At 41.2% G+C, this 24,341-nt stretch carries 21 protein-coding genes, 1 tRNA gene and 1 other RNA gene; 10 read left to right on the forward strand and 13 right to left on the reverse strand.

What is annotated here, in order from left to right:
- Positions 1-88: 88 nt before the first annotated feature.
- On the forward strand, positions 89-1,315 hold the full coding sequence (locus tag CQA40_RS06660; protein WP_115520124.1) for a hypothetical protein: 1,227 nt from the start codon (positions 89-91) through the stop codon (positions 1,313-1,315).
- Positions 1,316-1,329: 14 nt separating this feature from the next.
- Here the strand turns inward: CQA40_RS06660 and CQA40_RS06665 are convergent, their stop codons facing one another.
- Positions 1,330-1,863 (reverse strand): hypothetical protein, encoded by a 534-nt coding sequence (locus CQA40_RS06665; RefSeq protein ID WP_115520125.1) that lies wholly within the window; start codon positions 1,861-1,863, stop codon positions 1,330-1,332.
- Between the two features lie 210 nt (positions 1,864-2,073).
- Between CQA40_RS06665 and CQA40_RS06670 the strand changes: the two genes are divergently transcribed.
- A complete protein-coding gene (locus CQA40_RS06670; RefSeq protein WP_147290176.1) occupies positions 2,074-2,514 on the forward strand; it encodes a hypothetical protein in 441 nt (146 codons plus the stop codon).
- A gap of 123 nt (positions 2,515-2,637) precedes the next feature.
- On the opposite strand, the gene ssrA is transcribed toward CQA40_RS06670, so the two are convergent.
- Positions 2,638-3,003: a transfer-messenger RNA gene (gene ssrA, locus CQA40_RS06675) on the reverse strand.
- Positions 3,004-3,365: 362 nt separating this feature from the next.
- Positions 3,366-3,953, reverse strand: a complete 588-nt coding sequence (locus CQA40_RS06680) for an outer membrane beta-barrel protein (protein ID WP_181882868.1) — start codon at positions 3,951-3,953, stop codon at positions 3,366-3,368.
- 399 nt (positions 3,954-4,352) lie between these two features.
- Here CQA40_RS06680 and CQA40_RS06685 point away from each other — a divergent pair, with 399 nt between their 5' ends.
- Both CQA40_RS06685 and miaA read left to right on the forward strand, forming a co-directional pair.
- Positions 4,353-5,522 carry an FtsW/RodA/SpoVE family cell cycle protein gene (locus CQA40_RS06685; protein ID WP_023928128.1) on the forward strand — a complete coding sequence of 390 codons (1,170 nt, stop codon included), beginning with the start codon at positions 4,353-4,355 and terminating at the stop codon, positions 5,520-5,522.
- Positions 5,523-5,550: 28 nt separating this feature from the next.
- Entirely contained in the window at positions 5,551-6,600 is a 1,050-nt protein-coding gene (gene miaA / locus CQA40_RS06690) for a tRNA (adenosine(37)-N6)-dimethylallyltransferase MiaA (protein ID WP_115520128.1), read from the forward strand.
- A 102-nt stretch (positions 6,601-6,702) separates the two neighbouring features.
- Here the strand turns inward: miaA and eptA are convergent, their stop codons facing one another.
- Positions 6,703-8,433 carry a phosphoethanolamine--lipid A transferase EptA gene (gene eptA, locus CQA40_RS06695; protein ID WP_220271902.1) on the reverse strand — a complete coding sequence of 577 codons (1,731 nt, stop codon included), beginning with the start codon at positions 8,431-8,433 and terminating at the stop codon, positions 6,703-6,705.
- The gene (locus CQA40_RS06700) at positions 8,354-9,067 is read right to left on the reverse strand and encodes a phosphatase PAP2 family protein (protein WP_115520129.1); all 714 of its coding nucleotides are present in this window, start codon (positions 9,065-9,067) and stop codon (positions 8,354-8,356) included. The genes eptA and CQA40_RS06700 overlap by 80 nt, the downstream gene beginning before the upstream one ends.
- Before the next feature lie 235 nt (positions 9,068-9,302).
- Between CQA40_RS06700 and CQA40_RS06705 the strand changes: the two genes are divergently transcribed.
- Together CQA40_RS06705 and CQA40_RS06710 are read left to right on the forward strand one after the other, a co-directional pair.
- Positions 9,303-9,608 carry an ATP-dependent Clp protease adaptor ClpS gene (locus CQA40_RS06705; RefSeq protein ID WP_115520130.1) on the forward strand — a complete coding sequence of 102 codons (306 nt, stop codon included), beginning with the start codon at positions 9,303-9,305 and terminating at the stop codon, positions 9,606-9,608.
- Positions 9,609-9,654: 46 nt separating this feature from the next.
- On the forward strand, positions 9,655-12,117 hold the full coding sequence (locus CQA40_RS06710) for an AAA family ATPase (protein WP_115520131.1): 2,463 nt from the start codon (positions 9,655-9,657) through the stop codon (positions 12,115-12,117).
- A gap of 72 nt (positions 12,118-12,189) precedes the next feature.
- Here the strand turns inward: CQA40_RS06710 and CQA40_RS06715 are convergent, their stop codons facing one another.
- From CQA40_RS06715 to trpS, 3 genes are all read right to left on the reverse strand, one after another.
- A complete protein-coding gene (locus CQA40_RS06715; protein ID WP_115520132.1) occupies positions 12,190-12,774 on the reverse strand; it encodes an alpha/beta hydrolase in 585 nt (194 codons plus the stop codon).
- A gap of 10 nt (positions 12,775-12,784) precedes the next feature.
- Positions 12,785-13,081, reverse strand: coding sequence for a DUF5408 family protein (locus CQA40_RS11860; protein ID WP_115520133.1), 297 nt, complete (start codon positions 13,079-13,081; stop codon positions 12,785-12,787).
- 115 nt (positions 13,082-13,196) lie between these two features.
- The gene (gene trpS, locus CQA40_RS06725; protein ID WP_258864486.1) at positions 13,197-14,288 is read right to left on the reverse strand and encodes a tryptophan--tRNA ligase; all 1,092 of its coding nucleotides are present in this window, start codon (positions 14,286-14,288) and stop codon (positions 13,197-13,199) included.
- A 183-nt stretch (positions 14,289-14,471) separates the two neighbouring features.
- Here trpS and CQA40_RS06730 point away from each other — a divergent pair, with 183 nt between their 5' ends.
- From CQA40_RS06730 to CQA40_RS06740, 3 genes are all read left to right on the forward strand, one after another.
- A complete protein-coding gene (locus CQA40_RS06730) occupies positions 14,472-15,065 on the forward strand; it encodes an LPP20 family lipoprotein (protein ID WP_115520135.1) in 594 nt (197 codons plus the stop codon).
- 186 nt (positions 15,066-15,251) lie between these two features.
- Positions 15,252-15,710, forward strand: a complete 459-nt coding sequence (locus CQA40_RS06735; protein ID WP_115520136.1) for a tRNA (cytidine(34)-2'-O)-methyltransferase — start codon at positions 15,252-15,254, stop codon at positions 15,708-15,710.
- Positions 15,711-15,750: 40 nt separating this feature from the next.
- Entirely contained in the window at positions 15,751-16,971 is a 1,221-nt protein-coding gene (locus CQA40_RS06740) for an aminotransferase class I/II-fold pyridoxal phosphate-dependent enzyme (protein WP_115520137.1), read from the forward strand.
- A 191-nt stretch (positions 16,972-17,162) separates the two neighbouring features.
- Here CQA40_RS06740 and CQA40_RS06745 read toward each other — a convergent pair whose 3' ends face one another.
- A complete protein-coding gene (locus tag CQA40_RS06745) occupies positions 17,163-19,619 on the reverse strand; it encodes a TonB-dependent receptor (protein ID WP_115520138.1) in 2,457 nt (818 codons plus the stop codon).
- A 471-nt stretch (positions 19,620-20,090) separates the two neighbouring features.
- Here CQA40_RS06745 and CQA40_RS06750 point away from each other — a divergent pair.
- Positions 20,091-20,166, forward strand: a tRNA-Ala gene (locus CQA40_RS06750).
- A gap of 244 nt (positions 20,167-20,410) precedes the next feature.
- Here the strand turns inward: CQA40_RS06750 and CQA40_RS11620 are convergent.
- The 4 genes from CQA40_RS11620 to prpB all read right to left on the reverse strand — a co-directional run bounded on the left by CQA40_RS11620 (position 20,411) and on the right by prpB (position 24,286).
- Positions 20,411-20,533: a hypothetical protein gene (locus CQA40_RS11620; RefSeq protein ID WP_258864487.1), complete on the reverse strand. Its 123-nt coding sequence runs from the start codon at positions 20,531-20,533 to the stop codon at positions 20,411-20,413.
- A gap of 164 nt (positions 20,534-20,697) precedes the next feature.
- A complete protein-coding gene (gene prpD, locus CQA40_RS06755; RefSeq protein WP_115520139.1) occupies positions 20,698-22,152 on the reverse strand; it encodes a 2-methylcitrate dehydratase in 1,455 nt (484 codons plus the stop codon).
- A 78-nt stretch (positions 22,153-22,230) separates the two neighbouring features.
- Positions 22,231-23,358: a citrate/2-methylcitrate synthase gene (locus CQA40_RS06760; RefSeq protein WP_115520140.1), complete on the reverse strand. Its 1,128-nt coding sequence runs from the start codon at positions 23,356-23,358 to the stop codon at positions 22,231-22,233.
- A gap of 49 nt (positions 23,359-23,407) precedes the next feature.
- On the reverse strand, positions 23,408-24,286 hold the full coding sequence (prpB, locus tag CQA40_RS06765) for a methylisocitrate lyase (RefSeq protein ID WP_115520141.1): 879 nt from the start codon (positions 24,284-24,286) through the stop codon (positions 23,408-23,410).
- Positions 24,287-24,341 lie beyond the last annotated feature (55 nt).

The raw sequence follows: 24,341 nt of genomic DNA on the forward strand, positions 1-24,341 counted from the left end.
CCTATACAATACACACGCTTAAAAATAGCATACCAAAATCTTAAAATCCAAAAACACCAACAAGCAAAACCAAACACAAGGGGAAAAAATGCAAAACTCAAAAAAGATAGATAGCACCGCACAAAAAAAATCTAGCAAAATCTTTGACTTCAAAATCTTAGCATTATCTAGCCTGCTAGCCACAAGCGCAAACGCCCTAGAAATCCCTGATATAAAAATCGACACCAAAGGCACGCTAGGCGCAGTAGGCGCGGCAGATTTTGCCTCAAGCAATAGCCACATAGGCGTTATGGCAAAAATCGGTGCGACTTTTTCACTAGAAAATGGCTTTGTGTGGGGGATAGGCGCGATAGGTGGCTGGACTCCTTGGGTGCAAAGAGAAACAACCACCATTTATGCTAGCTCTGGCGATGCTGCGCAAGCCTACATAGGCTATGAAAACAGCCTTGTGTCGTTTTTTGCAGGGCGATTTGACAATGAGTTTGCAAAATTTGAATGGCTTGGTGGAAATGTGCAAGGACTATCTTTGCGCTTTAAAACTTATGAGGAGACAATGTCTTATTGGCTTACTTATGCCAACTCTTACCTCTATAATGGAGTGCAAAAAGATGATGTGCAAGGTGAGAGAATCGCAGCAAATCTAGGCTCGCTAATAAGCTACAACACAGGCTCGCGCAAAAATGAGCTAGTAGGTGGCGAGATAGTGGCTGGTGGAGTAGACTTTGACTACAAGGGTGTGCTATTAAAACCCTTTGTGCTATTTAACACAAAAGTGCAAAACAGCTTTTTGCTTCAGGGCGGAATCAAAGCGGGGCTAAATCTACCTATCGGGCAGAGTGGATTATTTTCTTATACGACTTTGCGTGCTATGTATCAGTATTGGGACATTGCTCAAGGTGGTGCAGCTAGCTCGGTGCTTGTGTGGGGCGATGAAGCGATGAGTATCAAAAACTTCAACTTCGGCGGGGGCGTGGTGTGGATAATGGGAAATAGAAATAACCGCATCTATGCTCTAAGTGATTCTAGCAGATTTTATGGTAGGTCGTTTTTTGGTAATGGTATCGCGCCATATCTACAAGGCTCATCGCTATATGGCTATGTATTTGGCGGTATTGATTTGCAAGAAAAAATCGGTGCAAGGCTTGATGTGATGATAAGTTTTGGGACTTATACAGAGTATAGCATTATGAGTGATTTCGCGCTATGGAAGCGTGAGGCTATGAGACTAAGTGCGGGCGTGGGCTATGCCTATATGGATGCTAACAACTTCGGGAAAGGCAACTCACTAAGAGCATTTGTGCGCTTTGCGTATTAGTTTTTCGCCAAAATCTATTTATAGCCTTTTAGCTGAAAAAGCACGATACTACACAGGCAAACTATCACTCCAGCGATGTATCCCAGCACGCAAAAAAGCCCCAAATCCATAAGCACGACAATCCCCACTGCTAGCACTAGATACGCTAGCACACGATACAGCCCAAAAGATAGCTCCACTCCTAAGATAAAGCGCGAAACAGGGCTAGGTTTTGGCTCTTCATCATCTTGTGTGGAGTGAAGTTTTCTATCTGTGGATTCTCTAGCCTCTTTAGATTCTTTAGCTTCAAGGCTAGCCTTTTTTAGTTTATTTTTCATCGCATAAAACGAGCTAAGCACGACCAAAAACGCACTCACTTGAGCGACAAAAAAACTTATAGCATAGCCAAATCCTAGCACAAAATGCACACCCAAAGCTAGAGCGATATTTATGCCAATAAGCGTGCCAAGACATTTGAAGCAGGGTTTTAAACTCTGTGGGGATTCTTGGGTGTGATTGGTGTAGTTAGTGTGATTGGTGTCGTTTGTGTCTTGGTGGTTTTGCGACATTTTTGTCCTTTTTGCGTGGCTTATACTTTGCTTATTCTTTTTGCAGTTTGATGGCTTATGTGATAGATTTTAGCATTAGAATTCTAGCGCAAAATTTTACTAGATTTTAGTATAATGCAAAAATCTTAGAAAACCTTGCGAAATGACAATTGGCAAAATGATAAAATCACAAACGCTAAAATCAAAGATTCCCAAACTACAAGGCAAAATATGCGACTTCCTCACACTCACTTTTCACATTTTTTTTGGCAGATTTTTGCCACATTTGCACTTTTTGTGGTGCTTTTTTCTAGCCCAGCCCACTCCGCAGAATCAAACATTGTAGAGATTATGCAAAAGCTACAATATGATAGCGATTTAATCCAAAAAGGGTTTAGCCTAAATCGCTTTGAGCTAGTGAGAGAGGGAATCACGCGACACAAAGTGGATTTTGACGCGCTAAGGAGGTTTAATATCGAAGTCTTTTTGACAAAAAATAATCTAAATTACGCACCGATTATTTATTCATTTATCAACAATATCGTAGAAGAGCGCACAAGCCTAGAATATTTCCTAAGCAAAAACCAAAAAATGAAAGCTTATGAAGCGTTTCAAAAAATCAATCATCGCTGTATGCAGTGCCACGCACTTACTCGCGGGTGGAGCAAATAAACAAAAAAGTAAAAATACTTAGGTTTATGAGAATCTAAAAAGATGGGAAAGTCTAAGGACTTTACAAAAAGTTTTCAGAGTTTTTCAAAGAAGTAAAAAACGGAAGCAAAAAGAAGCAAAAAATGGTGGAGTCGTGGGGAGTTGAACCCCAGTCCAAAACTCACCTCCAAATCAAGAGAATCTACATGCTTTCATAGGTTTAGATTTCTTGTGTGGCTAAACCTAAAAACCCTCACACAAAAAGCTTTATAAGTCTTTGCTTAAAATCCTAAAGCGAGATTGCAAGCGCAACTAGCAGAAGTTACGACCATCACTAGTGAGCTAGTATAGCTAGGATAATCGGCTCGAAATTAGTTAAGCTTACGCGACTTTTGCGTAGGCTGGAGCGAATTTTGTGTTGTTTGCGTTTATTGCAAGTGGGAGTTTTACAGCCTCCCGCGCTGACATGCACTCAAGGGAAGAGAATCCTGTCGAAGCCAAGTCGACCCCAAAAACACGAGCGTGATAAAGCCAAAACTGCGGGTAAAAAGAAAAAACACAAATCGCCAAAATTTTGTATAACTTAATTTTTGTGCAACTTTTAAGAATCCACACAAGCACAAAAAATATACAAACTATACTAGCGACTTGAAAACGCGGATTTTAGCACCACATACATAAATTTTAGCTTAAATTCTAGTTTAAAAGCAAAATCTAAACCACAAAAACTACGCAAAACTTAAGCAACACAAAAAGTTTATAAAAACCTCAAAAACTATAAATATACCTCAAAGCTAAATTCCAGCTTTGCTTTCTGCTATCTAGTATTTCTATATCCGTCATAGTGGTGGTTGTGGTTTGCCCTCCACCACTCACAAGCTTAGAATCTTTAATATTTGTTCTTGGATATTTATCTTGGACTCCGACACAATAGGGATTCTTACCACAAACTCTACACTATGATTTTGTAAAATGCTTGTCCTTAGACCGACATTTGTAGCAAAAAACAAATTAGTATAATTTTGGCTTTGTTCTATCCAAGTAAAACCACCAATGCCAACACCAGCAAAAACACCAAAAATTACTTTTTCTAAATTTACAAAATTAACCAAAGCATCAATATTTGCAGTGTAATTCATTAGCGTAGCGGCAGTTTGCGTTGTTGTTACTTCTCTAGTGGTAATAGTTGTGGTATTTCCATTACCAAATTGATTGCGAGTAGTATTTGGAATGCCTATTTCTGTGATAGGAAAATCGACATTCAAAAAACTTAAATCAGCATAATATCGCAAACCAAAATACTTGTTAAAAAATTGTTTGTATCCTGCAAGGATTCCATAGGTTACATTACCATACCAATAGTCAGTTTGGGTTGTGTCTTTGGTATTGCTATTTGTGGTTGTTTGCCCTCCACCACTCACAAGTTTTACGCTTTCATACCGTGTTTCTTGGGTTATCAAGTCAGCAAAACCATAGCCTAGCTCTACGCCACCAAAAATCCACTCATCTCTCTAGCATTTGCAACAAAAATAAACACAACAAACATAAACAATGCCCGAAACATAGCTAAACCTCCTAGCTTTTTTTACAAATGCTAGGCTACAAAAAAAAAAAAAAAACGATTTGTAAATAAAAAACTTAGTTCGTAACTAGCGTTTTTATCTTTTGCACTCTGGCAAATCTAATTCTATGAAATGGCTGTTTAAGTCAAATTTAGTATATATTGTGCTATTTTCGCTATACTCCTCACTTCTTAAAATGTCTAATTTATGGCAACAAAACCACAGAAAATCTATCCGTAAAACCTAGCAACAAACCATATCAAACACAAAATCAAAACCTCCCAAAAGGACGCGCAAATGGCAGATTCTAGGCTATTTTTATTTACTAGCGCACTCATCGGCATAGGAGTTGTGATGAGCTATTCACTATCTAGCTATCCCGTGCTAGCATATCATTATAGCGAGCTACACTTCGTGCAAAGGGAGTTTGCAAGTGCGGTTATGGGGATTTTGCTTATGTGGGCTTTGGCTCAATGCAAACCAAACACTTTTTTTCTCAAATTTGGATTTTTGCTATTTTTTGTGGCGTTTTTTTTGATGATTGTTATGCCGTTTTTGCCCGAGAGTATGGCGACTTCCGCGGGCGGAGCGAAGCGGTGGATTCGCTTGCCACTTATCTCTATCGCGCCTAGCGAGTTTTTCAAGATAGGGTTCGTGTTTTTTTTGGCGTGGAGTTTTTCGCGCAAATTTGCATCAAACCAAAACCGAAATATTTTCCAAGAAATCCTAGTAGTTTTGCCCTATATCGCGGTGTTTGTGCTAGTGGTTATGGTGCTTGCAGTTATGCAAAATGACTTAGGGCAAGTAGTCTTGCTAGCCCTCACGCTAACCATAATGCTAATCGCAGCAGGTGGAAGCTCGGGACTTTTTGGGGTGTTGCTTTTGGTAAGCGGAAGTTTGGCAAGCCTTTTTATCGCCACTTCAGAGCATAGAATCAATCGTCTAAAATCGTGGTATGCAAATGCCCAAGATTCTATACTGCCATTATTGCCACACCGCTTTGCTGATTATTTGCGCGTAGAAAACCTGCCAGAGCCCTACCAAATCTACCACGCTACCAATGCCCTATATAATGGCGGAATCTTTGGCACAGGGCTTGGAAATGGAATCATAAAGCTAGGCTTTTTAAGCGAAGTGCATACTGATATGGTGCTAGCTGGCATAGGCGAGGAGCTAGGGCTAGTAGGGCTTAGCGTGTGTGTGCTACTCATCATCTACATAGTCTATCGCATACTAAAAATCGCAAATCGCGTCCAAAACGATGTGCATTATCTTTTTTGTGTGGGCATTGCTATGCTTATCGGGCTTAGCTTCCTTATAAACGCACTTGGTGTAGCAGGGCTTATCCCGCTTAAAGGCATTGCCGTGCCTTTCCTTAGCTATGGTGGCAGCTCTATGCTTGCAAACTGCCTAGCAATCGGGCTTGTGCTAAGTCTCTCCCAAGTAGCCCAATACCCCAAACACTAGATTTCTGCTGATACCACAAAGCCGATAAATGCACTCTAAACACCTTTCGCATTTGCCCGACTTATCAGGCTTGTCAAATTCACAAGACTTGCCACACTCACTACACCTCCCACGCCCACTACCCCTGCCACCAAAAATTTTTGCCATTGTCGCACCTACTGCAAGTGGCAAAAGCAATCTTGCTATAAGCCTTGCTAGCAAGCTAAAAATGCGGATTTTCTCATTTGATTCTCTAAGTATTTATAAGCATATCTCTATCGCTTCAGCAAAGCCTAGCAAGGAGGATTTAGCCAAAATCAAGCACTATGGCATAGATGAGCTAGAGCCTAGTTGGCATTGCAGTGCGGGTGTGTTTATGAGGATTTTTACGCGTGCGCTAGAGGACATAGTAGCCAAATCAGCAAGTAAAATAACAAACCAAACAAGCAATGACACTAGCGATACAAATGGGCTTATCCTAGTGGGTGGAAGTGGATTTTATCTGCATAGCATTATGCAGGGCTTATCCCCGCAAGATTTTACGCTTAGCGATGAGATTTGCCAAAAAATCTCCACACTAGAAAATCCTTACGCATTCCTAAAATCTATCGATGAGATTTCGGCAAAATCTATCCACCCAAGCGATACTTACAGGTTGCAAAAACTGCTATGTATTTACTTTTCAAGTGGTATGCCACCAAGTGAATATTTTTCCACACACAAAAAAACTCCACTTTTGCCAAATATACCTATCTACACCATAGACACGCCAAAAGATGAGCTAAATGAGCGCATAAGCAAGCGCACAAACTCAATGATAGAAAGCGGGCTAGTGCGTGAAGCAAAATGGCTTTTAGACACTTATGGGAGTGAGATTCAGCCATTTAAGGCTATCGGGCTAAAAGAATGCCTCCAAGCCTTTAAAAGCAATACTGATTTGACAGATAAGCAAAATCTGCAAAACCTAGCGCAAAATATTACCACACATACAAGGCAGCTTGCCAAGCGACAGCGCACTTTTAACCGCTCAAAATTCTCTAGTGCGATTTGCTTGCCCTATCACAAACTAGAAGAGAAAATCTTGCAAGATTTTTCTTAAAAAATCATTTAGATTTGAAATTTTGCGTTTTTAGCAAATTTTAGATTTTTAAGATTTTACAAAAGGGTAATGTAAGGTAATGTGTATTATTGATAGTTTATTTTATTCATTAAATATATTTAGCCCTCCATCAAACACTTCGCTTTTTACACCCAAAAATGCCAAAACACTATGAAAAATATGAAAATGCGTTGCTTCCGTCAAATCTTTGATACGATTTGTGCTAGAACTCCACACGATAAAGGGTATCTCGTATTGCTCTTTTGGTGCGAAAGCCAGCGGTATGCCGTGCATATACACGCCATTTTCGCCCAAACTCTCCCCGTGGTCGCTCACATAAATCATCGTGCTATCATAGTTGTCTAGTTTGCGGAGTTGCTCGATGATTGAATGTAGCAAAAAATCAGTATAAAGGATTGTGTTGTCATAGGCGTTTATGATTTCACTTTGCGCACAGCCCTTTGGCTCGACACTCTTACACACGGGTGTAAATTTTTCAAATTTGGGCGGATACTTTTTGCAGTATGTTGGTCCGTGGCTTGTGCTTGTGTGGATAATGATAAGCACTTTGGGCGATTTTGCCCCCTCAATCTCTTCGCTTAAATTCGCTACAAGCGCACTTTCATAGCCATCATCAAGGGAGGCGTATTTTTGTGCTAGCTGAGAATATCGCATAATATTTTGCAAATGCAGTGGTGGCTCGCCCCAATTTGATGAACGCCACACTACGCTAACTCCCGCGCGCGAAAGATAGTTTGGCAATATCTCATACAAATCCCCGCTATATTTGTGTGATAGCATATTTTTCACAGACGCGCTGGTGTATGTCGTGCTTGATTTTGCATTAAAATACTTTAAGCTCCCCCCCCCCGTTTCAATTTTTGCTAAAAGTGGATTTGTTTCGCGCAAGTAGCCATAAAGTGAGAAATTCTGCGCCCTAGCTGACTCGCCAATCACTAGCACAACTATGGATTTTTTATCATCTATGATATGCGCATCAGGCAGTGGAATCTCGCGTTTATTTTTGGCTAGCTCACCTTGAAAATACCGCACAGAGTTTATGATATATGAATAAGGCATAGCTAGCGCGCCAAGCTGTTTTGCGTGCTTATCAAGCCAAAGTAGGTTTTTAAAGTTTATCCCCGCAAGCACGATAAGAGCCAAAAGAATTAGTCCGCTTAGTTTAGCAAGTGCTTTGCGCGTGGGCTTTGCCACCTTTAAAGAGAGGATAAAATACGCTGGGACAATGCCTAGCGCGAATATCCACAATGCCATTTTAAAAGACACAAACGCGCTTGATTCTGCGATATTTGTATTAAAAAGATTGCCCATCATTGTTTTGTCCAAAAACACGCCATAAGTAGAGACAAAATACACTGCTAAGGCATTTGCAAGTGAGGTTAGCGCGAACCATATTTGAGTGAGCTTGAAAGAAATGAGTGCAAGTAAAAGTGGCACAAACGCCACAAGTGCGAATAAAAACAACACAAGCGAAGCAAATAAAATAACCGCGCTAAGTGAATCAAGCGATAGATTTGAGTGCACAAACTCTAGCAAAGGAAAATGGAAAAATACAACTTGCAATACACTTATGACAAAAATAAAGGCTATGGGGTTAGATTCTGTTTTTACATTTAAAGCGCGTGTAAAATATGCGTGCAATATCACAAAAAGACAAACTAACGCGCAAATAAGCGCAAGATAAAATATTGCTAAATTATATGTGTCGATATGTTTAAGCAGTAGCACAATTTCAATCGCACAAAAAAGCGTGAAAATAAGCAAACCAAAGCGCGATTCTAGCCACGCAAAAACGCGCGTCTTGCTCGCCACAAGCACGCCAAAAATCCCACAAATGCACCCAAGCAACGCCCCAGCCAACACATCTAAGGGATAATGCGCAACCAACCCCGACACGCGAAAGCCCCACAAACACACCAAATAAAATAATGCCAAAGGCAAAAAAACAACGCTTTTTATTTGTGTGTGGCATAAACGCAAAGAGCAACACAAAAAGTGTCGTAAATATCGTAACGGTATGCCCTGATGGAAAACTATTTGAGCCCATTAGCTTTTCGCCGATGATATTAAAGGCATCATTACCAAAAACCCGCGCTGGACGGGGAATAGCATAGAGTGCTTTTAAGCCTTGACAAAGCACAAGAGAGAGCAAAGAACCAGAGATGAGTGCTTCCCACAGCTTTGGTGCGATAAGTGCAAAACACAGCAACAACGCAAGCGATACGCTCGCATCGCCAAGTTGAGTGAGATTGTGCGCGAGGGCGGGGGCGTTTGAATAAAGCGAATTGATAGCTAAAAAAATATCCTTTTGAATGTGCGGATATGCTTGCGCCTCGCTCCACCCAAAGAGATTAAACGCACCCAACAACAAGGCAAAGATGCCCACCGCTAGGGCGAAATGCCACAAACGCACTTTGGCAAAATTATCACTTACTTGTTTATTCATAGGGCGAATTATATATAAATTTGATTAAATTTGGATTTTCTATTGGGGCATTTGGGCGATTCTATGATTGTTATAAGACTTATAAGTTTTTGTGTGCTAGATTTGCTATATTTGGCGAGCAGAATTAGATAGATTTAGTGTATGTATGCCAAATTTTTGTTACAATATGTGGTATGTGGTTGCAAGAAATAGACTTAGAGAATCACCACAAATGCCAAACGCCAAAAGGACAAATATGCCAGAATTTAGCACAAAACTTGATATAGACTCCCAACTTTTGCTAGAAACACCCAAAATGGTGCGCGTAATCTTGCTAAATGACAACTACACAGAAATGGAATTTGTCGTAGAAATACTCCAAAGCATCTACTCTAAAAGCCGTGATGAAGCTATCGCTATCACGCTAGAAATCCACAAAAACGGCAAGGCAATCGGTGGAATCTACCCTTATGACATAGGCGAAGTCAAAGTCCAAGAAACCATAAAAGCCGCCAAAGAAGCGCAATTCCCCCTCAAAGCCTACGCAGAATCTATCGAGTAAAATAGCCAAACCAAAATCTAAAAAAATCCAAAAAAGAGAATCCAAAATGCCATTTTCAAATCCACCTTTTAGAGCCCAGCCTATTTTTACTGATACGCTAAGTGAGATTATTGATTACTCCGTGCGGGTAGCAAGAGAGCTTCACCACGAGTATTTAACCATTGAGCATATATTTTTGGGGCTTATCGTGCATAAAAAAAGCAAAGAGTTTTTGGAAGCCTGCGGGGCAAACACCGCACAGCTTGAATCCCACATAAAAGACTATATCATAAGATATATTCCAAGCAATGAAAAAATTTCACTACCTAAACAAACCCCTGCTTTGGGGCGAGTGTTTTCTCAAATGGTTCGCCACGCGGATACTTCAGGAGCAAATGTCGTAGAATTTTGGGATTTTTTGGCATTTGCTATGGAGGAGCAAGATAGCTATTGTGCGAGATTGCTAAAAAGTCTGCAAGTCGCTAGGCTTGATATTTTGGAAAATATCCCAAGTTTTAGCGATTTTGATAAACAAAATGCCGAAAATATGCGAGCAGATTTTAGCCCACAGCCTAGCTTTGAAGCGGGTGCAGCATTTACGAAAAACAAATCAAAAAGCACACTTACAAAATCCTCACTTGATGGCTTTTCTAAAAACCTAAACTCCCTTGCAAAGCAGGGCAAAATCGACCCACTAATCGGGCGAGATAGTGAGCTAGAGCGCATTTGTGAGATTCTTTGCAGGCGCAAAAAAAATAACCCAATCCTGCTAGGTGAGCCCGGCGTTGGCAAAACCGCCATTGTCGAGGGACTAGCCCTAGCCATTGAGCAAAACAAAGTCCCCCAAAAGCTACAAAACGCCACGATTTACGCGCTTGATTTGGGCGCACTTGTCGCAGGAAGCAAGTATAGAGGGGATTTTGAGAAACGACTAAAAGCAATCATAGCCGAGCTAGAAGAGAGGGAAAATGTCATCGTTTTTATTGATGAGATTCATACCTTAGTCGGTGCAGGTGCGACTTCGGGGGGTAGTATGGACGCTTCAAACCTGCTAAAACCAGCCCTTGCAAATGGCAATATCCGTTGCATCGGTGCTAGCACTTTTAGCGAATACAAAACAAGCATTGACAAAGACAAAGCATTATCACGCAGATTTTGCGCCATTGACATAAAAGAGCCAAGCCTAGATTCTTGCTTAGAGATTTTACACTCACTAAAGCCACTTTATGAGGAATTTCACGCGCTAAAGTATGATGATGAAGCACTTGAAACGTGCTTAGAGCTAGCAAATCGATATATACACGATAAGTTTTTGCCTGATAAGGCGATTGATTTACTAGATGAAGTGGGGGCAAGATTTGCGCTAGGTGGCTACTACCCAAGCGATAAAAATTTAGATTTGTCAAAAGACAATAACGCTCTAAAAAATCCAAAAAACTTACAATCTCAAACCACAAACACCAAAATCGCAAACAAAATTGTGGGACTAAAAGAATCTACAAAACTAACACAATCTAGCAAATCAAAAACCCCCAAGCACTCTGCAAAACCCACCATAATCGTTACCAAAAAAGATGTCGAAGAGGTAGTAAGCAAAACCTATCATATCCCCAAATCCCAAGTAAATGCAGATGAGCGCAATGCACTAAAAAGCCTTGATAAGCGACTAAAAAAGCGCATTTATGCCCAAGATGAAGCCATAGACAAAGTTGTCCGCGCTATCAAAATCGCCAAAGCAAACCTAAAAGAGCCAAACCACCCCATAGGTAGCTTTCTTTTTAGCGGTCCTAGTGGTGTGGGAAAAACAGAGCTAGCAAAAGAGCTAGCCTCGCATTTGGGAATGGCATTTGTGCGATTTGATATGAGCGAGTATTCTCAAGCCCACAGCGTAGCTACCCTCATCGGTGCGCCAGCAGGATATGTGGGCTATGAAAATGGCGGAATCCTCGTAGATAAAATCCGCAAAAATCCGCATTGTGTCCTTGTCCTAGATGAAATAGAAAAAGCACATAGCGATATTTATAATATCCTCTTACAAGTGATGGATAATGCCACCCTTACGGACAATATGGGCAATATCGCACGGTTTAATAACTCTATTTTGATTCTCACTTCAAATGCAGGCAGCAAAGAGGGCAATGCTATTGGGTTTGGTGCGGATAATTCCGCTCGCATAAGCGGTGCGCTAAAAGATATTTTTAGCCCCGAGTTTCGAGGTAGGCTTGATGGACTAATTCACTTCAACCCACTTAGCAAAGCAGAATTTAGAAAAATAGCACAAAAAATATTTAGCGATATAAACGAGTCGCTAAAGAGTCGCGGGATAAAAATCACACTTGATTGCAGCGCACTAAATCGTCTAAGTGAGAGCAGTGGCGAGAGCGCACTAGGTGCTAGAGAGATAAAAAAGACGATTGATAGTGAGATAAAGGCAAATTTAAGCGAGATTATCATTAGTGGCAAGCTAGATAAAGGTGGCGAAGTGCTTGTAAGTTTTGTTAAAGGTGAGTTTGTATTATCACTAAAGTAAGTCCCACTTAAGCACACTATGCTGGAATGTGCCTAGAATGGGGCTTAGAATTTAGAAGCGTGTTTAGTATGCCTAGCATTCTAGCTGCATACGCAATAGACAAAATCCAAGCTCAAAAGTATCAAACCCATCGCTTTGCATAAAATGCCCTCCTTTTGGCTCGCACACAAATGTTGCTTCAATATTTTGGGCTAGATTTTGACTTAGCCCACAAGGCACGATTTCGTCATCTTTTGCAGCGATGATGATACGAGAGCGAGCGGTAGAGATGATACTACCATACTCTAGCTCTCCACTTGTGAAACTATCTAGCTGTGGAAGTGAGGGAAGTGGAGCACAAAAGCCCGATACAAGCAGGATTCCACCGAGTTTTTGTGAATCTTTTTTTAGCGTTTGGGCATAGCGCAGTGTGGTAATCGTCCCCAAACTATGAGCGACAAAAAAAGTATTTGTATCTGCTACTCCTACATTGTCCTTTATGCACTCTAGCCATTGTTCTAGGGTTGGCATTTGTGGATTTGGCATAGCCAAAATCTCTGCCTTTGCTCCTAGATTTTCTACCTGCTCTCTTAGCCACACAAACCAATGCTTGCGCGGGTGCGCGTCAAATCCGTGAATGATAAATACGCGCTTTTGTTGATTTTCTGCGGATTTCATTTAGTGCTACTTATTTAGTGTTGATTTGGTTTTGATTTGTCGTTTGGCTAGATTCCACGCCAAAGTCCTCACTAGAGGGATTTCCTAGCACTTGCTTTATTGTTTTTATCTCTCGGCTTATTTGCGCGGTAGCAGTGATTTGGTTTAGAAGTATATAGATATTTATCATTAGTAGCACCACTGAAGCCATACCGATAAATATCACGATTTTCATCGCTCTGCGAGCGATACATACAGCTAGTTGGCTATCACTAGAGGTGCTAGAAGTGTTTTTGTGAGTTTCTTGCGAAGTGTTTTGTGTATCCATAAGTATGCACCTTTTTAGAGTATTTTTGATTTATAATCTAAAGCAACAATCTTGCCAAATCCCCACACAAAAACCAAAAAAGCTAGATTCTAGCAAAACTATTGTTTTATACATCTCACACAAGCCCTATAAGGTTTTTTGCCCTCTCATAAGTGGCTTTGGCTATGGGGCGGACTTTGTCCGCGCTAGATTCCAAAACCTGCTTTATATAGCCCTTTTCACGCATTATCTCATCATATCTTTCTCTAATAGGACGCAAAGACTCTACTAGCAAATCCCCTAGCCTAGACTTTAGCTCGCCATAGCCCTTGCCTGCGAACTCAGCTTCTATCGCCTCTCTACTTTGCTCACTAAAAATCTCATACATACATAGCAAATTATAAAGCCCCAAGCGATTCTCATCAAACACGATTTCACGCGCAGAATCTGTCGTAGCTTTTTTGATTTTGCGCGTGATGACTTCAGGACTATCAAGCAAAAATATTGCGTGATTTTCGCCCTTTTGGGATTTGCTCATTTTTATTTGAGGATTATCAAGTCCCATTATTTTTGCGCCGACTTTTTGGATAAGTGGATTTGGGATTTTGAAGCACTCACCATAGTCGCGATTAAATTTTTGTGCGACATTGCGCGTAAGCTCCAAATGCTGCTTTTGGTCTTGTCCCACAGGGACGAAATCCACCTCATAGAGTAAAATATCTGCCGCCATAAGCGCAGGGTAGTTAAAAAGCCCAACACTTGCTTTTTGTGCACTAGATTTCGCACTCTTATCTTTGAACTGCGTCATTCGCCCCATATCGCCCATAGAAATATTACAATCCAAAATCCACGCTAGCGCAGGGTGATAATCAATCGCGCTTTGGACAAAAAGTGCGGATTTTTGCGTATCTATCCCGCAAGCTAGAAGCATAGCAGCTAGTTTATAAGTGCTAGATTCTAGCTCTTTTGGGTTATGAGGCATCGTGATAGAGTGAGAATTGGCGATAAAAAAGATATTTTCATACTCATCTTGGGAATCTACCCAATTTTTTACCGCACCCAAATAATTTCCTAGATGAATCTCTCCTGTGGGCTGTATGCCCGAAAAAACGCGCTTTTTCGTGCTTAAGTTTTTGACAGATTTAGAGTTTGAGGGCAAATCTGTGGGAGTTTTTGCCAAAGATTTTATCTGTGGATTTTTGCTAGCAGAATCTTTTTTGCACATCATTATCCTTTTTGTTGATTTTGTTAAGATTTGTCAAATTTAGACTTGCCAAGTTTGCGCAAACAAAGTGCATAAAATGGAAAAAACCTCATATAAGGTTATTTTAAGCGCATTATATCGTTTTTTAGAAATCGTTAATCTTTTAAAGGATATAATGCGAGCTTATTCCAAAACAAAGGATTCAAAATGAGGAATGTAGTAAAAATGTCAGCTAACCTAGTTCTTGGGCTAGTGTTTGGATTTATCGCGTTACTAGGCTTTGTAGGCTGTGGCGACAAAGGCGGACTACAAGGGATAAAAAACGACCCAGCCGTAGCAGCAGAATTTGATGGCGCACCTGATTGGGTTACGGGCGATTCTGGGCTACTTGCTGCCACAGGCAGTGCCAAAATCAAAAACAACAATCTTAGCTTTGCCACTACTCAAGCAGAAGCAGCTGCTCGCACAAAGCTTGCAGGGCAAATCAACACCCAAGTAGAAAGCAAGTATAGAGAGCTAACCACAAGTGGCGAAGACAGCGTAAACCAAGAAGCAGTCCAAGCCATACGCCAAAGCGTAAATGAGTCTCTAGCTGGCTCTCGCGTGGTAAATAAATGGGTAAGCAAAACAGGAAATCTATATGTGCTTATCAAAATCGAAAAACTTGACACACGACTTTTGGAAGAAAATCTACAAAAAGCAAAAGGTGTAAATCAAGCCGCTGCCAAAAAACTAGCTCAAACCGTTGATGAGCTAATCGATGGCGAAAAAGCAAAAAGCCAAGAGTCAAACGCACAGTAGCTTTTTAAGTCAAGAGCACCAAAATCTTAAAGTAATTTTGCTTAGGATTTTGCGTGTTTGACTTTGACGCCTTAAGCATTGCATTTTTAAGCATTTGGGTTAGATTCTAGCCCAAATGCTTTTTTTATGTTTTAGACATTTTGATTCTGCTTTTTTCTTTTTATCATCTTTATCTTAAGTGCTAAAATGACACACATTATCTTACTTCAGCCTAGAATCCCCCAAAACACAGGAAATATCGGCAGGCTTTGCGTAGCAGCGCAAGCCAAGCTACACCTTATCCACCCGCTAGGATTCCACCTAGATGACAAATACCTAAAACGCGCGGGAATGGACTATTGGGAGCATTTGGACTTAAAAGAGTGGGATTGTGTGGAGGATTTTTGGGAGTGCTACCCGCTTGATTGCAGTCATTATTTTTTCAGCACAAAGGCAAAAAAGATTTTTTATGAAGCACGATTCCAAAAGGAATGCTTTTTGTATTTCGGTAGAGAAGATGCGGGAATCGATGAAGTGATTTTGAAAGACAATGAAGAAAAAACTTTCAAAATCCCTATGTCGCCAAAAGCACGAAGCCTAAACCTCGCTACAACCGTAGGCATAGCACTCTATGAAGCTATAAGGCAAAATGGCTTGCAACAATAAACCACCCCCATACTTTAGACAAAAGCACAAGTGAGAAAAAATGCCAAACCAAAAAAGCAATATATTTCTACCATACAGCACACAGCTAATTGATAAGCGCGACATAAAGCGTGTAAAATCCGCGCTAAAATCCCCACTTTTGACACAGGGCGAGCTATGTGAGGAGTTTGAAAAAAAAATCGCCAAATACATAGGAGCAAAATACGCGCTTTGCTTTAATTCTGCGACTTCCGCGCTGTATTGCGCGTATCGTTGCGCCTTTAAGCAAGGGCAAAGTGTGATAACCACGCCAAATAGCTTTGTGGCTACGGCAAATATGCTCATTGCGTGCGGGTGCAAGCCCATATTTGCTGATATTTTAGACGATGGCAACATAAGCGTAGAATCCATAAAATCCCTACTAGCAAAAAAAATCACAAACACCACAGGCAATAATGCAAAAGCGCAAAATATCGCAGGAATCGTAAGCGTGGATTTCGCAGGCAAAAGTGTAGAAGCAAAATCAATAAAGTCCCTTGCTAAAGCACACAATCTAGCCTTTGTCTCTGATAGCTCTCACGCCTTTGGTGGCGAGCTAGATGGAAGCAAAATCGGCACTTTTGCAGATGTGAGTATTTTTAGCTTCCACGCTATAAAGCCTATCACAACCGCAGAGGGTGGAGCGATTATCACAAATGATAAATCTATCTATGAGAGAGCAAAACTTTTGCGCTCACACGGGCTTAGCAAGATTTCACTTTGGGATAGTGAGGTGCAAGATTTTGGGTTTAATTTCCGCTTAAACGAATTGCAAGCTGCACTAGGGCTATCACAGCTAGAAAAAATCGATGAGTTTTTAGCCAAGCGGGAAAAAATCGCTAAAATCTATGATGAGGCTTTTTGTGAAAATCCAAAATTTGCCAAAGAATACTTTACCCCCACCCACGCGCAAAATCCTCCAAATATCAAAAGCACAAATCATCTCTACCCTATCTTATTGTCAAATAAGCTAATCCCCCACAAAGAAGCGATTTTTAGAGCATTGCAAGCAAGGGGACTAGGTGTGCAGGTGCATTATAAGCCGATTTTTGATTATGAGCTTTTTAGGGATTGCACACTAGATAGACAAGCAAAAAGCCAAGCAGGACACAAGGCAAGGCACAAAGCAAAGTGGTGGTATGAAGCTGAAATCTCTATCCCACTTCATCAAGCGATGAGCAAAAAAGATATAAAATACTGCATAAAATCTGTGCTAGAAGTGTTTAAAAATGCGTATAGATAGTGATATTTTTTAAGCAAAACTAGATTTTGCTTTTTTACAAAAATTTTTGCAAAAAAGACTTTGCTAGCAAAAATGCGTAGCAAAATCTTAAAAAATAGCTTTTAGATTTTTTCATTTTTACTTTGCTTTTTATGCTTTGCTTTTTTACGCGCTTTACTTGCCTTGCGACTTTTGCTTATGCTTTGCTTGGCTTAAAACTCCCATTTACCTGCGATATAGTAGCTTCTCCCCTCGCCTGCTAGATAAGTCCTAGTATGTGTATTTGTTTGGCCTCTAACCGAGCTAGAGCTACTTTGATAAGCGATATAAAAGCTATCATACACATTTCGCACGCCCGCACTTATGCTAAATCCATTATAAGCATAAGTAAATCCTATATCCCCTAGCACATATCCTCCACGATTCATTAGCGCGTAGTTGTTATCTACTTGTTGCCCATAGTAGCTGTTGTTATAAAAAATATTTAGAGAATGCTTGCCTACTTTTATAGCTTGCACATTTGCTAGCAAACTTACCTTGACTATGGGCACATAAGGGATTTGCTTGCCCTCTTGGCTTGCATCGCTCGCACCTATGGCATTAGCATTAAATGTAGCAGTTTCATCTCTCCCCTTTAGCACATTTGAGTAGTTAAAATTTATCGATTCTTGCAAGCTCAAAATCTTATCAAAAAGTCGCTGTTTGCTCACAAACTCAAAGCCAAATCGTTGCGTCTCGCCAAGGTTAAAAAAGTTTCTTACAGCGGTTTGATAGATATAGCGGATTTCATTAAATGAGTGCGTATAATACGCGCTTGCAGAAAAGCTAGAAAACAAAAACTCATCTCTCCACCCTATCTCACCTGTGAAATACTGCTCTGGCTTAATGTTTGATTTTGCAAATTCTTTTGAACTATTACCTGTGCTAATCGCGTTTATAATCTGTGCGACACTAGGGCTAATAAACCCTATCTCGCCTTTGGCATACAAAGTTCCTGCCTCGCCGTAGTGAAATGCTGGAGTGATTTCGGCTGCATAGTTTGCCTTAATATCTTGGCGTGAACCCAAACTGCTTACAATGTTGGTAGGTGGGTTAGCAAAACTTGTAACCGCAGTTCTATCCACATCATAATACACCACCTCTCCTCTTGCACCACCTGTGAGTGAGAAATATTTACTCGGCATAAACGAATCTAGCAAATACACTCCACCGCTATATCTCACCCCTTCACGCTTATCGCTACTTCCGCTATTTGCGCTACTGATTTCGACATTGTTATCTAGCCCTGCATAGAATTTATTATTTTTGGTGCTGTGCTTTAGCTTTAGAAACACACCTGCGTTGTGATTGCTATTTGTGCCTGTGATATTTGCATTTGCAATCGTTGGGTCGCCTGAAATTTCAGGGAAAGCAAAATCACTAAATGAATAAAATCCAAGTGCGCTAAAGCTCAAATGCTGACTAAAATCTGCGCTATATTTCAAAGAAGCCTGCACCAAATCCTGCATAACAACGCCATTTAAAGTAGCTTGTGTAGGCGTGCTATATCGCTCTTGCTTCATTGCAGAGATAGATTTTTCTTGTGTGCCATTTATAAATTTATTATTATAGCCTGCAAAAAATTGATAAGATTTTGCATAGTTCGCACTAAAATCTAGCTTGTGTTTTTCGCTGATTTGGTATGAGGCTTGCAAGGAGGCATAGGCATTTTTGGTGTATTCTCTCGGGCGCAAGCCATTTTTGTAGGCATAAGATACATTTGCACTTATGAATGCTTTGTCTTTGATATTATATCCTCCACCTACACTTGCTTTGCCACTTAGAGCTTCTTTTGCTTCGTATGCCACTCCCTCTAGGCTAACCCTGCCGTAATTTTTGCTAGGCTTCTTGGTAATGATATTTACCACACCACCGCGTGTGCCACTGCCATATAGCACAGAGCCGCCACCTGCAAGCACTTCTATGGATTCTATGTCGTTAATGTCTATGAGATTAAATGGATTTGCTCCATTTAGCGAAAAGCCGTTGCGACTTGCGCCATAGCCCGTGTCGTTTATGTTGATTGGCACACCATTTATGTATGTTTTTACAGATTTGATTGCATCTAAGCCCTGCCCTCGAATGTCAATTTGTCTTTGTCCATTTACACTAGGGGTAAGCGTGATAGAGGCTTGGTGTGTGAGGGCTTGCTCCAAGTCTGCATATCCTTTGTTTGCCAAGTCCTCCTTGTCGATAAAGATAGTATTTTCTCTATTCATTTCTCGCTTTGGTGCGCTAGCACTTACTCTCCCCAAATCTTTTGCTTCTAAGTTTTTGTAGCTTGCTTGGGTGTCTAAATCATCTTGTGTGCTTTGGCTAGAGTGATTGCTTGAAGTGCTTTGAGGAGGTAAATCCTGCGAAGTGTTTGCAGGATTTGTAGCAGTTGTGGCGTTTGTAGAAGTTGTGGTGTTTGTGTTATTTGTGGTGTCTAGCGCGGAATCGATTTTATCCCTAGATTTTACGCTTTGTGGCTCTTTTGATTCTAGGCTAGTTTGCGCTAGGATTACTCTCTCTCTCTCTCTCTCTCTCTCGTTGTCTGCATTTAGCTCTACTGAAATAGCACTTTGAGATAGTAGCATAGTAGCCAAAGCCACGCTCAAAGTCGCGCTAATGTGGGTATGCCTTTTCATTTTTATTCCTTTTTGCAAGATTTTTTTTGCGGGTAGATTTTATTTTTTATTAAAAGCGATTTTTATTTCGCTTAAATAAAAATAGCGCATTATAATACAAAAAAATAATAATAAAATAAAAATGCACTTAATTCTTATAAATTCTCAAAAACAGCTTCATAATAAGAGTGCCTATAAAATTTCAAAATAAGTTTTTACCCTAAATAATGCTTGATTTATCCCACAGCTTTAAATCAAAATCTATTTTGTAGGGGACAAATATTTATTTCAAACGCGTTTATCAAAACCGCTTAATGATTTTTGGCAAATTGCTATATCTCAAAAGTTTGGAAAGTGCTTGGAAAATATTTGAGGAGTATTTGGAGTTTTTTTGCTTATTTTAGGGATTTTTCAAGGATTTTTTGGTAGGATTTGGTTCTTAGATTTTATAAGTTTTTGGCGTAGTTTTAGCTTGATTGTCAAGTCTAAAAAGGGGTGTTAGCTCAGTTGGGAGAGCGCAACGCTGGCAGCGTTGAGGTCAGGGGTTCGAACCCCCTACACTCCACCATTTTTTTGTCGCTTTTTTGCATTTTATTTTTCTTGTAGCCTTTTATCTCTATTGTCGCCTCTTATTTTTCTTGCAAAACCTCATCTATTCTTTTTACAACTTTTTTACAAAATCGTTTCTTAAGGCACATAGTCGCTAAGTTTTTTTCAGTGTATTTTTTTATAGATTTTCTTTGCATACCAAATTTTTATGTGAATTTGAATATTTTTTATGAGAAAGTATGAGGTATTTATAAAAATATTTTTTAAGCTAGCGATTCTACCAAGCCCTGCTTAAAATCTAAGATTCTTGCTAGTAGATAAAACACTAGCAAGTGATTTTGTGGTTTTTTGTGGTTTTTGCTAGATTCCCCCTCCTTACACGACATTGATTTTTAGCACCGAGCAAATTTTCACACCGCGTAATTCTCGCACCGCGTTAGGGATTCCCTGCGCGGTGGTTTTTAAATTCTCGAGCTACACTTAGATTTTGCGCGGGGATATTAGATTCCCACGCGCCTAAAATTCTCACACCACGCACGCCACCTCACAATTACAGCACAAACAAATCGCTAAACTCATTAAAATTCATATTAAGCAGATTTTTATCATTCTCAAACGCGCCTAAAATCCTTTCACACTGCTTTGGCGAAAATCTAGTCGCTAGATTTGTCCTAAACTTCGCTTCAAGCACGGGGATTCCCTCTTTGCGTCTGCGCTTATGCCCGATTGGGTATTCTACCTCGACTTTTTGTGTGCTAGAGCCGTCTTTGAAAATCACTTGCACCGCATTTGCGATACTGCGCTTATCAGCTTCCAAATACTCACGTGTGTATCGCTCATCGACTTCTACCACCATTTTTGCGCGTAGCTCATCGATTCGCTTATCGCTTGCTACGCTATCCTCATAGTCATCAGCCACAAGTCGCCCAAAGATAAGCGGCACGGCAACCATATATTGTATGCAGTGGTCTCTATCAGCGGGGTTTGCTAGCTCGCCTACTTTGTTGATGATTCGGTGTCCAGATTCTTGAGTGGTGATGATGATTTTATCAATCTCATTTAGCCTATCTTTGACTTCGTTATGCAAACTTAGCGCGGCTTCTACCGCAGTTTGCGCGTGAAATTCCGCAGGGAAGCTGATTTTGAAAAGCACATTTTCCATTACATAGCTACCAAATTCTTGCGGGATTGTGAGCTTTTGCCCTTTCATTTTGACATCGTGGTATCCCCAAAAGCTCGCAGTTAGTGCGCTTGGGTAGCCCATTTCGCCCGTTTTTGCTTTGAGTGCCAAATCCACTCCCCTAGAGCTCGCATCGCCTGCAGCCCAGCTTTTGCGTGAGCCTGTGTTTGGCGCGTGGCGATAAGTGCGAAGCGCACCACCATCGATAAATGCGTGCGAAACTGCGTTGCGGATTTCGTTAAAATCACAGCCCAAAAGTTTTGCCGCTACCGCCGTGCTAGCAATACGCACAAGTAGCACATGGTCTAGCCCCACTTTGTTAAAGCAGTTCTCTAGTGCGAGCACACCTTGAATCTCGTGCGCTTTTATCATCGCTTGTAGCACGCAAGAGACTTTGAGTGCTTCTTTGCCCTCGCTTATGTTTTTGCGACTGACATAGTCTGCTACTGCCCAGATTGCGCCTAGATTATCGCTTGGGTGTCCCCACTCTGCAGCTAGCCAAGTATCGTTGAAGTCCAGCCAGCGCACCATTGCCCCGACATTAAACGCCGCACGAATAGGCTCTAGCTGATAGCTTGTGCCCGGCACCTTGCTTCCTAGCGGGCGAAACTCCGCGCCCTCCACACTTGGTCCTAGTAGCTTCGTGCAAGCAGGATACTTTAGTGCCAAAATCCCGCAGCCTATCGTATCCATTAGGCAGTATTTTGCCGTTTCTATCGCTACATCACTCTTTGCTACAAACTCATCAGCATATTTTGCGATTTTGGTTAGTAGCTCGTCAAATTCAGGTCGTTTTGCCTCTAGTATTCCCATATCGTTACTCATTGTGTTCTCCTTTTGGTTAGTTTGGTTTAGTTTTGGTTACGCGTTTTGTCTAGATTCTAGAATCTAGACTTTAGAGTCTTAGCGATTTTTAAGCTCTACAAAGCCACGAGGTGGCACGCCTATATACTCACTGCTAGGGCGGATAATCTTGTTATTTGCCCTTTGCTCCTTTATGTGAGCAGTCCAGCCAGAAACCCTACTCATTATAAAAATGGGCGTGAAGTATTCTGTTGGGATTCCCATAAAGTGATATGCTGAAGCACTATAAAAATCCGCGTTTGGAGGCAAGTTTGGCTTTTTCTCTTTCATTAGCGATTCGATTGCTTCACTCACTTTGAATAAAAGCGTGTCGCCTCCTAATTTCTTGCTCCACTTTTTGATAAGCGCGTTTCGTGGGTCGCCACCTGCGCCATAGATTCTATGTCCAAATCCCATTAGCAACTGCTTTGTCTCTAGCTTGTGATTTACGCCAGCTATGGCTTCATCTACGCTAGAGAAGCTCTCTATTAGGTGCATTGCTGCTTCATTTGCTCCACCGTGAAGCGGTCCTCTTAGCGCACCGATAGCCGCTGCCACCGCGCTAAAAATATCACTTCGTGTGGAAGCACAGATTCTCGCTGTAAATGTCGAGGCGTTAAACTCGTGCTCGGCATAGAGGATAAGCGAGCAGTGCATAGCTTTGACAAACTCGCTTGGTGGATTTTCTCCCTTTAGCTTTTCCAAAAAATACCCCGCGATAGAATCTTGCTTGCTTGCAAAATCAATTTCCTTGCCGTTATAAACGAAGTTGTGCCAAAAGCATAGCACACTAGGAAGCACGCCAAGCAAGCGGATAATCTTGCTATCTTGGTCGCTAAAATCCTCGCTCTCTCCCTCTAGCGCACCAAGTGTCGCCACCGCACTTTGCATAAGATTCATAGGATGCACGCCTTTTGGGATTTGCTTTAGGACTTCTTTTAGCTCTTTTGGTAGTCCTCTTTGCGCGGCGATTTTAGATTTGTATTCAGCAAGTTTGTTTGCATTTGGTAGCTCGCCAAACTGCAACAAATACGCCACTTCCTCAAACTCACAATGATGAGCCAAATCCTCAATAGAATAGCCGTAATAATTTAGCCCATTTCCTAGCCCGCAGGTGCATATCGCGCTTTGTCCAGCGATGATTCCTGCTAAGCCACCACTTTTTTTGCTCGCTTCACTTTTGCTCATTGTTACTCTCCTTTTTTTTTGATTTATGTGGGTTTGTCTTTCCGCAACGCTATTTTTTAAACAACTCATCAAGTTTGTTTTCATACGCATAATAATCAAGCATTGCATACAGCTCCTCACGCGTTTCCATTATATCAAGCACATCTTTTTGATGTCCATTTGCCAAAATCGACTTATACACAGTATTTGCCGCCTTGCTCATCGCACGATTTGCCGAGAGGGGATAAAGCACCATTGAGATTCCCGCACCCTTTAGCTCATCTGCGCTAAAGTAAGGTGTCTTGCCAAATTCTGTGATATTTGCTAGCACAGGGACTTTGACTGCCTTGACAAAGGCAGAATACTCCTCAAGTGTGTGCACCGCTTCGGCAAATATCATCTCTGCTCCCGCTTCCACATAAGCCACAGCGCGCTCTATTGCTTTATCCTGCCCCTCGATAGCGTGCGCATCGGTGCGTGCCATAACGACAAATTCACTATCGATTTTGGCATCCATTGCAGCTTTTATCCTATCGCACATTTCTTGCGTGCTTACGAGCTCTTTGTTTGGGCGGTGTCCGCAACGCTTTTGTGCGACTTGGTCTTCTATATGTGTAGCAGCTGCACCTGCGCGGATTAGCTCTTTTATCGTGCGGGCGATATTAAACGCCCCACCAAAGCCCGTATCACAATCCACAAGCAAAGGCGTATCCACGCGCGAAGTGATTCTACGCACATCGATACAAAAATCCTCTAGTCCCACGATTCCCAAATCGGGTAGCCCATAGCTCACGCTTGCCACGCCCGAGCCAGAGATATAGATTGCCTTATGCCCGATTTTGGTGGCTTGCAGCGCGGAGTATGCGTTTGGTGTGCCTACGATTAGCAAAGGAGAATTCTCCTTTAATGCCTGCCTAAATCTCTTTCCTGCTGAAGTTATGTTACTCATTTTGAACTCCTTATTTTAAAATTTAAATTCTATGCAAGGGCGAGGTTTTGCGCGT

Source organism: Helicobacter sp. MIT 01-3238 (assembly GCF_003364135.1).
Lineage (GTDB): Bacteria > Campylobacterota > Campylobacteria > Campylobacterales > Helicobacteraceae > Helicobacter_B.